9 protein-coding genes are annotated in these 11977 nt (G+C 71.0%); 8 read left to right on the forward strand and 1 reads right to left on the reverse strand.

The features are described from left to right. Both ACFPZL_RS05615 and ACFPZL_RS05620 read left to right on the forward strand, forming a co-directional pair. A partial coding sequence (locus ACFPZL_RS05615) for a sensor histidine kinase (protein WP_382334852.1) occupies positions 1-660 on the forward strand: 660 nt, incomplete at its 5' end. After that, the gene (locus ACFPZL_RS05620; RefSeq protein WP_218114346.1) at positions 647-1318 is read left to right on the forward strand and encodes a LuxR C-terminal-related transcriptional regulator; all 672 of its coding nucleotides are present in this window, start codon (positions 647-649) and stop codon (positions 1316-1318) included. The genes ACFPZL_RS05615 and ACFPZL_RS05620, both read left to right, overlap by 14 nt. 63 nt (positions 1319-1381) lie before the next feature. On the opposite strand, the gene ACFPZL_RS05625 is transcribed toward ACFPZL_RS05620, so the two are convergent. Then, entirely contained in the window at positions 1382-2932 is a 1551-nt protein-coding gene (locus ACFPZL_RS05625) for a phospholipid carrier-dependent glycosyltransferase (RefSeq protein ID WP_236021871.1), read from the reverse strand. A 129-nt stretch (positions 2933-3061) separates the two neighbouring features. Here ACFPZL_RS05625 and ACFPZL_RS05630 point away from each other — a divergent pair, with 129 nt between their 5' ends. From ACFPZL_RS05630 to ACFPZL_RS05655, 6 genes are all read left to right on the forward strand, one after another. Further along, positions 3062-4843: a proline--tRNA ligase gene (locus ACFPZL_RS05630; protein WP_218114347.1), complete on the forward strand. Its 1782-nt coding sequence runs from the start codon at positions 3062-3064 to the stop codon at positions 4841-4843. 333 nt (positions 4844-5176) lie between these two features. Continuing rightward, a complete protein-coding gene (locus tag ACFPZL_RS05635) occupies positions 5177-5473 on the forward strand; it encodes a WXG100 family type VII secretion target (RefSeq protein ID WP_218114348.1) in 297 nt (98 codons plus the stop codon). 94 nt (positions 5474-5567) lie between these two features. Continuing rightward, positions 5568-5870 (forward strand): hypothetical protein, encoded by a 303-nt coding sequence (locus tag ACFPZL_RS05640; RefSeq protein ID WP_218114349.1) that lies wholly within the window; start codon positions 5568-5570, stop codon positions 5868-5870. A gap of 10 nt (positions 5871-5880) precedes the next feature. Then, the gene (locus tag ACFPZL_RS05645; protein WP_382334854.1) at positions 5881-7893 is read left to right on the forward strand and encodes an alpha/beta hydrolase; all 2013 of its coding nucleotides are present in this window, start codon (positions 5881-5883) and stop codon (positions 7891-7893) included. A gap of 10 nt (positions 7894-7903) precedes the next feature. Continuing rightward, positions 7904-8461 carry a hypothetical protein gene (locus ACFPZL_RS05650; RefSeq protein ID WP_218114351.1) on the forward strand — a complete coding sequence of 186 codons (558 nt, stop codon included), beginning with the start codon at positions 7904-7906 and terminating at the stop codon, positions 8459-8461. Between the two features lie 51 nt (positions 8462-8512). After that, the coding region (locus ACFPZL_RS05655) for an FtsK/SpoIIIE domain-containing protein (protein ID WP_382334856.1) at positions 8513-11977 on the forward strand (3465 nt) is incomplete at its 3' end.

Consider the following 11977-nt stretch of genomic DNA (forward strand, 5'->3'; position numbering starts at 1 on the left):
TGGGTGCTGCGCGTCAACCGCGACCTGATCGCCGAGCGTGCCGGCCGGGCGAGGGAGGCGGAACGTGCGGAGATCGCTGCGCACCTGCACGACTCCGTGCTGCAGACCCTCGCCGCGATCCAGCAGCGCTCGGAGCCCGGCAGCGACGTCGCCCGCCTCGCTCGAGGACAGGAGCGCGAACTGCGTGATTGGCTGTTCCGAGGAGCCGACGGCGCGGAGGCGCCGGCACGGGAGCGGCTGGAGGTCGAGCTGCGCACGCACGCCGTTGCGCTGGAGGAAGCGCACGCCGTACGGTTCGAGGTCGTGGTCGTGGGCGCGCGCGAGGGGGCGCTCGCTCCGGAATCGATCGTCGCGGCCGCGCGCGAGGCGATGCTCAACGCCGCACGACATGCCGGTGGCGAAGTGTCCGTCTATGCGGAGTTCACCCCCGACCGCGTGGCGATCGATGTGACCGATCGCGGCCCCGGCATCGCGCTCGATGCGCTGCCTGAAGGACGGATGGGCGTGCGCGAGTCCATCGTCGGCCGCATGGAGCGCGCCGGCGGCACGGCCCGCATCGTACCGGGGCCGAGCGGGTCGGGTACCTCGGTCAGGCTCGCGATGCCGATGCGGAATCCTGAACCGCCGCTCACGGAAGGAACGAACGATGCCGGAGACTGATGCGCCGATTCGCGTGGTGATCGTCGACGACCACCAGATATTCCGGACGGGCCTCCGCGCCGAGCTCGGATCCGAGCTCGAGGTGGTAGGGGAGGCCGCCACGGTCGACGAAGCGCTCACGGTGATCGCCGAACTCCGGCCGGCGGTCGTGCTGCTCGACGTGCACCTGCCCGGCGGCTCGGGCGGCGGCGGGGCCGAGGTCCTGCAGCGTCTGGCCGGATCCGCCGACGCGCGGGGGACCAGGTTCCTCGCGCTCAGCGTCTCCGATGCCGCCGACGACGTGGTGAGCGTGATCCGAGCGGGAGCACGCGGATACCTGACCAAGAGCGCCTCCGGAGCCGAGGTCACCGCCGCCGCCGTCCGCGTCCACGGCGGCGACGCGGTGTTCTCGCCGCGGTTGGCGGGCTTCGTCCTCGACGCGTTCGGCGCGGGACTCGGCGAGACGGCGGCGGGCGACGACGAACTGGATCGGCTTTCCGCTCGAGAGCAGGAGGTCATGCGGATGATCGCTCGCGGCTACGCCTACAAGGAGGTCGCCGCGGAACTGTTCCTCTCGATCAAGACCGTCGAGACGCACGTATCCAACGTGCTGCGCAAGCTGCAGCTCTCGAACCGCCACGAGCTCACCGCCTGGGCGCTCAGCCGCCGGCTGCTCTGATTCCGGCGATCGCTCCGAAGCCCCGGCCGATCCCTTGCCGCTCATGCTCGTGGGTGCGGGCGATCAGCGCCATCCCGGCAGCCAGAGGTGCGCGCGCCAGAACCACTCCGGCATCTGCACGGCCGACCAGAGCGGGAAGAAGAGGAGCCCGAGCAGCAGTGCGGCCGAGACGAAGATCGCCACGGCGATCCTGCGCCCACGCACCGCCTCCGGCGCATCGTCGAGTCGGATGCCGGCGAGCGCGAAGAGGCGGGGAAGATCGAGCCGGGCGCCTCGCCCGGACGGTGGAAGGCCGGCGAACTCGCCGAGTACGAGCCCGAACGCGAGTGCGGCGAACGGCGTCATCACGACCGAGTAGAACTGGAACACCGCCGGGCGCGAGAGCGTGAGCACCCAGGGGAGCCACCCGGAGAGGTAGCCGACGAGCACGAAACCCGCGAGCCAGACCACAGGGTGCCGCAGTGCTGCCGAAGACCGCGACCGGATCGCCCGCCAGAGCACGAGCACCACCGCCCAGGCCAGCAGGAGCAGGGCGACTACCCCGCCCCAAGTGACGAGCGGGTTCGGAAACGAGCCGATCGTGGCGACGCAACCGCCCGCCCAGTCGCAGCCGTCGCCCTGTTCGGCGACGGAGCGGTACATCACGGTCGGACGCAGTGCCAGCGGCCATCCGAGGGCTCGCGCCGCGTACGGGTGCTCGGCGCTCAACGTGGCGTGCCAGCTCAAGGAGTGCGCATGCCACTGCCAGAGGGACACCCACCAGGGTTCGTCCGGACTCCGACCCTGGGCGTCGGGGTGGAGGATCCAGCCGATCCAGCTCGCAAGGTAGGCGGCCAGGGCGGCCGGCAGGGCGACCGCGCCGGTCACTGCGGCCTGACACAGCGAGCCGAGTGCCGGGCGGGTGGCGAACCTCCGACGGAGAATCACATCCCGTACCGTGACGAGCAGGAGGAACGCGGCCAGCGCGTAGAGGCCCGACCACTTGACGGCGGCCGCGGCGCCGAAGGCCAGCCCGGCGGCGAGAAGCCACGGGCGACGCCAGAGGATCGGGCCGAGCGCGGAGCCCCGTCGCGGCCGGAGCAGCGACCCGCTACCGGCCTGATCGTGCCAGATGAACAGCGCTCCGAGCGCGACGAGCGCGGTGAGGAAGCCGTCGAGCAGCGAGACCCTGCTGAGTGCCACATGGACGCCGTCGACGGCGAGCAGCAGCCCGGCCGCGGCCGTCACCAGCAGGCTGCGGCTCATCAGCCAGCCGAGCCGCATGACGGTAGCGACCGTGGCGATCCCCGCGAGTGCCGCGGCGATCCGCCATCCCCATGCGCTCTCGGCGCCGAAGAGCAGAATCCCGAGGCCGATCAGCCACTTCCCGAGCGGCGGATGCGCGATCGGGCTGGCGCGGTCGGTGAAGGCCGCCGGATCGACGAAGGCCGGGTCGTCGTCCGGCCAATCGGTGGGGAAGCCGTGGGCAAGCTGGGTGACTGCATCGCGCACGTAGTAGATCTCATCGAAGACGAGTCGATGCGGTGTCCCCAGCTCCCACAGGCGCAGCACCGCGGCGACGAGCAGCACCCCGACGGGTACCAGCCATCGGGCGCGGGCGCGGGTCGGGGTCACCCCTCCACCTTATGAGGGCGGTCCCGGAACGCGGCTCCGCTGAGGCCGAAGCTGAGACTGGAACTGAGGCGCTGGGCGCTCCGACGTCGGCGCCGTCCGCCGATCCGGCGCGGCACTACGATAGAAGCCGTGTTGACACGCCTCTCGAACTACTTCCTGAAAACGCTCCGCGAAGACCCCGCAGATGCCGAGGTCGCGAGCCACAAGCTGCTGGTGCGCGCGGGATACATCCGCCGGCAGGCCCCGGGCATCTTCGCCTGGCTGCCGCTCGGCCTGCGGGTGAAGGCGAAGCTGGAGCAGATCATCCGCGAGGAGATGGCCGCCGCGGGCGCGCACGAGGTGCATTTCCCGGCTCTGCTGCCGCGCGAGCCCTACGAGGTGACCGGCCGCTGGGACGAGTACGGCGAGGCGCTCTTCCGTCTTCAGGACAGGCACGGCGCCGACTACCTGCTCGCGCCGACCCACGAGGAGGCCTTCACGCTGCTCGTGAAGGACATCGTGACCTCGTACAAGGACCTGCCGCTCACGATCTACCAGATCCAGGACAAGTACCGTGACGAGGCCAGGCCCCGCGCCGGCCTGCTGCGCGGCCGCGAGTTCACGATGAAGGACGCCTACTCGTTCGACGCCACCGACGAGGGGCTCGATGCCAGCTACCAGCTGCAGCGCGACGCCTACGAGCGCATCTTCCAGCGCCTCGGCCTCGAGTACGCGATCGTGTCGGCCGACGCCGGCGCCATGGGCGGCTCGAAGAGCGAGGAGTTCCTGCTGCCCACGCCGATCGGCGAGGATACGTTCGTCCGATCGGCCGGCGGCTATGCGGCGAACGTCGAGGCCTACCAGACGGCGGTGCCCGAGTCGTTGCCGCTCGACGGCCCCGAGCCTCTCGTCTACGACTCGCCGGACACGCCCACGATCGAGACGCTCGTGGCGCACACGAACGCCGTGCTGACGCGGGAGGACGGCCGGGAGTGGACGGCCGCGGACACGCTCAAGAACGTCGTCCTCGCGGTGACGCCGATCGCCGGAGAGCAGGCGGGAGAGCGGACGCTCGTCGTCGTGGGCCTCCCCGGCGACCGCGATGCCGACATGAAGCGCGCAGAGGTCGCGTTCGCCGGTTCAGAGGTGGAGCCCGCGACGGCCGAGGATCTTGCGAAACACCCCGGGCTGGTGAAGGGATACATCGGACCGGGCTCGAAGTCGCAGGGCGGCGCCGTGCTCGGGCTCGAGGGCACGACCGGCATCCGCTACCTGCTCGACCCGCGCGTCGTGCCCGGCACCGTCTGGGTGACCGGGGCGAACGAGCACGAGAAGCACGTCGCGCACCTCATGGCGGGGCGCGACTTCGACGCCGACGGAGTGGCCGACATCGCGAACGTCCGCGATGGCGACCCCGCACCCGACGGATCGGGTCCGGTGACGCTGGAGCGCGGCATGGAGATCGGCCACGTCTTCCAGCTCGGCCGCAAGTACGCCGAGGCGCTCGGGCTCAAGGTGCTCGACGAGAACGGCAAGCTGGTCACGGTGACGATGGGCTCGTACGGGATCGGCGTGACGCGGATCCTGGCGATCCTCGCGGAGCTGCACCACGACGACCGCGGCCTGGTCTGGCCCGTCTCCGTGGCCCCCTTCGACGTGCACCTGGTGGCGACCGGCAAGGATCCCGTCGTCTTCGAGGTCGCGGAGACGCTCGCGGAGACGCTCGTCGCGGCCGGAGTCGAGGTGCTCTTTGACGACCGTCCCAAGGTGTCGCCCGGCGTGAAGTTCGGGGATGCCGAGCTTCTGGGCATGCCGCGCGTCATCGTGGTGGGCCGTGACGCGGCGGACGGTTTCGCAGAGGTGTGGGACCGCGCCGCCGGCACGAAGGACCGCGTCGCGATCGCGGAGGTGCCCGCGCTGTTCAGCGCCTGACTCGCAGAGAGTCCGTCGAGCCCGTTACCGTCCGGTAGCGGGCTCGACGCGTCTTTGGAGTGCTCCGGCATTCGTGTCGGTCGGGTCTGTGACGGTCCGACCCGTGACGGTCCGACCCTTGATGAGGAGTGCTGCATTCGTGATTCGGCGCTCACAGCCCCGAAAAATGTGTGCGTATTATGAAGTTATTCACATATGACTATGAGCATGCTTTTCGCTCGCTGTTCCTTGTTAGCTTTGATCCGTCGTCGCCGATGAGGCGCGACGACTGCCGACAACCGGATACCGCGACCCCCAGGTGATTCGCGGATCGACACCCGAGGAGCATTCACCATGGCGAACATCACTGTCTCGTTCTCCGAGATGCAGCAGGCCGCGATCGAGCTCGGCTCCGGGCGCGAGGAGATCACGACGCGACTGGTCGGCCTGCAGAAGCGCATGCAGGGCCTCGTCGCATCCGGCTTCGTGACGGACCAGGCATCGGCCAAGTTCGAGACGGCCTACGACGACTACACGCGGGGTGCGAAGACCGTGATCCAGAAGATCGCCGAGATCGAGTCGTTCCTGAAGCAGACGGCGACGGCGATGGGCGAGATGGACGCGCAGATCGCGGCGAAGATCGGCGGCTGACCGGTGAGCGGAGCGCTAGGACGGCAGAGCGCGGCGGAGGTCCGGTCGTCTTCGGGCGTGCGCGGCCCGCGCTTGGCGGCGAAGGATCCGGCTCGTGGGTGCTGAGCTGCGGATATCCGAGGCGGCGCTCGCGGCGGCGCGTTCGGACCTGGCGGGTGCGGCCGGAGCGATGTCGGAGAGCGATGTCTCACCGCCCACGGACCGCGTGGCCAGTGCGAGCGGGATCGGCGGCGAGGTGGCCGAGTACGTGCGCCTCTGCGCCACGGCCCGCTCGGCGCTGTCGGAGGCGGCCACGACCGGGTGCGCGCTGATCGACGAGCTGGCGGAAGGCGGCGAAGGTCTCGACCGTCGCCTCGCGTCGGCGCTGCACACGGGCGCCGCGGAGTCGAGGAGCTGAGACCGTGCACGTGCCGCTCTCATCCGCTTCGGTGCTCGCTGCCGCCTCGCCGATCGTCGGCACCGTCGACGAGATCGATGAGATCGGCGCGTTCTTCCGCTGCACCGCCGCGGATTGCCGGGACTACGCGCGATCGGCGCGTTCGGCGGGTCGCCGGCTGGAGGAAGGCGCGGGAGCGGCGATCGATCGACTCGTCGCGAAGGTCGACGAACGGCTTCGCCCCGGAGCGGAGAAGCTCGAGCGGAGCGTCGTCGCCGCGGCGAAGGGCGTCGACGGCTACGCCGCGGAGGTGTCGCGCATCCATCGAGAAGCCCGGAACGCGCTGCGGGACATCGACGAGAGCCTCGGGGAGATCGCCGGGGCCGCATCCGCGCTCGAGGAGATCGAGGCGCGGATCCGTGTGCACGTGCTGCGGTCCTGGGACGAGGCGCCGCCGGGAACGATGCCCGCACCGCTGCTCGGACCCGCGGCGGCCGATCTCGACGCCGGGCAGCAGGCGGCGGCGAGGCGCATCATCGAGCAGCAGTACGCGGACCCATGGCTTCGCGCCGCCGCGCAGTGGAAGCACGCGCTCGAGGGCATCGCGGCGAAGAAGGAGCGGTGGGCGGAACTCCTCGATGAGCGGCGCACGGCGGAGCAGCGGCTGCTCAGATCGTTGAACGCCACCGAGCTCGGCGGCCTGATCCGAGCCGGCCGGCTCTCGGGCGGTCACACGCCGAGCGAGATCGTCTCCCTGTCGATCGCGGGGGAGTTCCGCGGCCGGGAGGGCGCACCCGGGGTGCGAATCTCGCACCCGCTGCTGGTCGAGCTGCTCGGCGTCGAGTCGGGTGGTCGCATCTGGGACGATCCGCCCGCGCCGACCCGTGTCGCCGCCAACTGGGCGTCCCTCGATCCGGCCGAGCGGCAGCGCCTGATCGAGGCGACCCCGTGGGTGATCGGCAACCTCCCGGGCATCCCGTTCGCTGCACGCGACTCGGCGAATCGCCGAATGCTCGACTTCTACGACGCGCACCCGAGCGTACTGGGCGATCGCGGCCGGGTCGCCCTGCGCGAGCTGCAGCTGATCCGGGACCAGGGCGGCGATCCCCAGGTGAGCGTCGTCGCGCTCGACCTCACCGGGAGCGTGCCGAAGGTCGCCGTCGGATACGGCGACCTCGATCTGGCCGATCACCTGACCTGGCAGGTGCCGGGCATGGAGAGCGACGCCGACAAGGCGCTGCGCACCTGGGATAGAGCGAGTCGGAACCTCTACGAAGAACAGCAGGACCTCCTGGAACGGCGCAATCGTGGAGGGTTGGCCGGACTGGTCGCCTTTCTCAGCTACGACACACCGGATCTCGTCGACTCGCTCAACGAGAAGGGGGTGCTCTCGGAGCTGCCGGCCCGCGCCGGTGCGGATCGGCTCGCCGACGAGCTCGACGGCGCCTGGGCCGCCCGCAACCGCGGGCTCGGCGACCCGTCGGGACTCGGGGCGTCCGATCCGCCCACCATCAGCGTCGTAGCGCACTCCTACGGGACCACGACGGCTGCGAACGCCCTGATGCTGACTCGCATCGACGTGGATGCGTTCACCATGGCGGGCTCCGCGGGCATCGATACCGGGCGTGTGGCAGCGCTCGACGAGCTGCGGGTCGCGACGGGCGGTTCCGGGTACACGAACATCTTCGCCAGCCACGCGAGCGACGACCGCCTCGCCCCGCTGGGGCTGCGGTACAGCGGGCGGGCGAACCCCAACCCGGAGCTCAGCTACCGGGACGCACCCGACTACGCCGGTGCGCTGCACTTCTCGTCCAACGGGTACGTCGCACCCGACGGCGAAGTGTTCGAGCGGACCGACGGCCACAGTGTGATCGGCGAAGGCGACGGTACCGGTCGCCGGTCGCCCCGGAACCGACTCGGTTTCGAGGCGAGCGCAGGCCACGGCTACTGGGACCCGAAGACCCAGTCGCTGCGGAACCTCGCCGCGACCTCGCTCGGAATGACGGACCAGGTGCTTGGAGGACTGCATGTCGCGAAGAACTAGACGAAGTCGGATGGCGGTCGCGAGCCTGCTCGCGGTCTGGTTCGCGCTCGGGACGAGCGCGTGCGATGGAGGGATTCCCGTGCTCTCGGAACGGAATGAGGTCGCCGGTCGCACCCTGCAGGAGCAGCAGGAGTGGGCCGTCGCGCAGGTCGAGGCCGTGATCAGCGTGACCGGCACCGAGGGGCTGTGGCGCGGACGCGGAGAGACGGGGCCGCGATGGGACGAGGCGCAGCTGCGGATCCTCGATCGGTCGCGCCACGTGAGTTGCTCATCCGAGCCCGGGAAGGTGAACCCGGCGGGGCTGCTCGTCAGGGTGCGGACCGATCCGCTCGACGAGGACCCGTACCGGCTGGCGGAACGAGTGCGGGAGTACTGGGCGACCGAGGGCTGGACCGTCTCCGACGTCTACGGGGTAGAAGACAGCGCCGCGGCGGACAGCGCCCTGATCCGGGCCGACCGGGAGGACGGCGCGATGCTGGCGCTCAGCGCCTCGGACGCCGGAGGCGGGAGGCTGCTCTTCCTCGACGTGCAGGCGGAATGCTCGAACGATCCCACCGTGGCCTGGTGAGGGCCGAACGGTGCGCGCCAACGCTGTCGTCTCCTCGCGCGGGGTCGCGAAGTGAGACTCAAGCTCTCGCTGCTGCTCCCGGAGGGTGCGAGGAACGACATCTTGCTCTCCTGCGACGTCACCGCCACGGTCGGAGAGCTCGCGCGCGCCCTCATCCGTGCCGGCGCTGCGGGGAACCCCGAGCTGGAACGCGCCGCCGGGCAGCGTCTGATGCCGGTCACTCTGCTCGGACGCGCGGTCGGAGGCGAGTCGATCCTGCTCGACCCGATGTCGCCGATCACGGGATCCGGCCTGCAGTCGGGCTGGGAGATCCGCCCGGTGGCGGAGTTCGGAACGGAGGACATCGCCGAGCGTCGCAAGATTCCCCGCCTCATCGAGGACGCGGGCGTCATCGAGGTGCGATCGGGCGCACAGCGCGGCGTGCGGTTCAGCCTGATCGCCGGGCGGAACCTGATCGGGCGGGATCGCGCCTGCCGGATCAGGCTCGCCGACCGCAGCGTTTCCCGGCGCCATGCGGAGATCCTGTTCGATCCGGAGCGCGGCTTCGTGATCCGGGACCTCGACTCCGCGAACGGGATCCTCATCGACGGCGAGCCGTTTCGAGAGCGGGCCGTCTCGCGCCGCTGCGAACTGACCCTCGGGGATGCCTGTCTGACGCTCGTCCCCGGTCCGATCCCCGCTCCCGTACCGTCCCTCGTGCACGCCGTGACGCACATCCGTGCTCCGCGGGTGGTCCCGCGCTTCCCGTCGACCGAGCGGGAACTGCCGGCCCCGCCGGCCCCGAAAGAGGCCCACCGGCTCCCGATCGTCGCCGTGCTCGCTCCGCTGCTGATCGGGACCGCCATGTACGCGATCACCCGTTCCCCGGCCAGCCTGATCATGGTGGTGCTCTCTCCCGTGATGATGATCGGCGCCTGGCTCGACGGCGTGTTCGGAGGCAGACGGCGGTCGGGGCACGAGACGCGGCGGTTCGGCGAACGGCTCGCCGCCGAGCGCGAGAGACTCGACGAGCTGCGCCGTCTCGAGATCGCGGTGCGCGCGCAGGAGGTGCCGGCCACAGCGGAGGTGGAGGCGGCCATCGCGGGACGCGGGGCGCTCCTCTGGACCAGGCGGCCCGAGCATCGATCCTTCCTCGAAGTGCGGCTCGGCGACGGCGAGCTGCGCAGTCGAACGAGACTGGTGCTCCCGCCGCACGAGGATACGGCTCCGGCGCATCGCCGCGAGCTCGAGGCACTGGCCGACCGGTACCGCGACGTGGGGCCGGTCCCGGTGACCGAGCATCTCGACCGCTGCGGCTGCCTCGGCATCGCCGGTCGGAGCCGGCGTGCCGGCGGCATGGCACGGGCGCTGATCCTGCAACTCGTCGGCCTGCACTCTCCTGAAGACCTCGTGCTGGCCTGTTTCGCCGGTTCGGGGCATGAGACGGAGTGGAGCTGGCTCGCCTGGCTGCCGCACGTCGACCCGGTCGGCGGACCGATCCCGACGGGCCAGCTCGCCGACTCGCCCGAGCGCTGCACCGGCCTCCTCCAGGCGCTCGAGGCGCTGGCCGACGCACGTGCTGCGCACACGCGGGAGCGGCGGAGAACCCGCTCCGACCTCGACGCCGGGGCCCAGGGGAGCACCGGTCCGTCAGATGCGGCGCCGGGGCCACCGGCCCTGCCGATCGTGATCGTGCTGGTCCTCGACGGCCACGCCGCCGATCGCTCTCGCCTGATCGCGCTCGCCGAGGTCGGGCCGGATGTCGGCATCCACCTCGTCTGGGTCGCCGATGACCCGACTCGGCTGCCCGCCGCCTGCCGCACCTTCGTCGCATTCGACGCGCCGCCTCCGGACGGTGGCGTCTGCGGCGTCGGAAACCCCGGAGAGGCCGCCTCGACCGTGGCAGAAGACTGCGCGGAGGGTGCGGAGGCGCAGGTCGGTTTCGTGCGCAGCGGCACCGTGGTGCCCCTTGCGCGCGCCGAGTCCACCGAGCCGTCGACCGCGGCAGAGCTCGCCTGCGGCTTCGCATCCGTCGAGGACGCGGCCACCCGGGTGCTCGACGAGAGCGACCTGCCCCGGGCAGTCGCGCTCCCCGATCTGCACGACATCGACCTCCTCGGAGGAGCCGAGCCGATCGTGCAGGCCTGGGCGTCGAGTGGTTCGATCCTCGCCGATTGGCGTCGCGGCGATGAGCGTCCGACCGGATCCCTCGCGGTCGTCGTGGGGCAGGGCCCGGCAGGCCCGACGACGATCGATCTGCGATCGCACGGTCCGCACGCGCTGGTCGGAGGCACCACGGGCGCCGGCAAGTCCGAGTTCCTGCAGAGCTGGATCATGAGTCTGGCGGCGAGCGTCAGCCCCGACAGGATCGCGTTCCTGCTCGTCGATTACAAAGGGGGCGCTGCCTTCGCCGAATGCGTGGACCTGCCGCACACCGTCGGGCTGGTCACCGATCTCAATCCGCACCTGGTGAGCCGGGCACTGGTCTCCCTGCGCGCGGAGCTCCGCTACCGCGAGGAACTGCTCGCACGGCACGGGGCGAAGGATCTCCTCACGATGGAGCGCCGGTCCGACCCCGCGACGCCCCCGATGCTCGTCATCGTCATCGACGAGTTCGCCGCACTCGCCGGCGAAGTGCCCGAGTTCGTCGACGGGGTGATCGACATCGCCCAGCGCGGCCGGTCGCTCGGGCTGCATCTGATCATGGCCACCCAGCGACCCGCGGGCGTCATCACCGACAACCTGCGCGCGAACACCAATCTGCGCGTCGCCCTGCGCATGGCCGACGAATCGGACAGCACCGACGTGATCGGCGTGCAGGATGCCGCCTTCTTCGATGCGGCCTCGCCGGGGCGCGGGGCCATCAAGATCGGGCCGGGCCGGATCGCGCACTTCCAGACCGGATACCTGGGCGGGCGGGCGGACGAGAACGAGCGCGGCGGCGAGATCGAGATCCGCTCGCTCGGCTTCCGCGGCGACGAGCAGTGGGATCTCCCGGTCGCAGAGCGGCCGCGACGCAGCGACGCGCGCCCCGCACGGGATATCGAACGCCTGCGCGACGCGATCGTCGAGGCCGCAGTGGAGGCCGGGATCGCCGCCCCACGCCGGCCCTGGCTCGACGAGCTGCCCCGATCGCTGAGCCTCGCCGAATGCGAGCAGTATGCCGGAACCGGAACCGGAGACGATGACGAGCGCGGCCTCAACCGCCCGGTCATCGGCCTCATCGACGACCCGGCAGCGCAGGCGCAACGCCCCTTGCACCTCGATCTCGACGAGGTCGGCAATGTCGCCATCGCCGGATCGGGCGGCACCGGGAAGACGAGCGCGCTGATCACGCTGGCGGTCGCCCTCAGCCGAATGGGCGTCGACGACCCGGTGCAGCTGTACGCCATCGATGCCGCCGGCGGTGCGCTCGGTGCGCTCCGGTCGCTGCCGACCGTCGGCGCGGTCGCGTCGTCGGCCGATCGCGAGCTCGGCGGGCGGGCCTCGGCATCCGACTCGGCGACGTGCACGTTGAAGAGCGCCGCGGTCTGGCGC

Source organism: Leucobacter soli, assembly GCF_042659205.1.
GTDB lineage: Bacteria > Actinomycetota > Actinomycetes > Actinomycetales > Microbacteriaceae > Leucobacter > Leucobacter soli.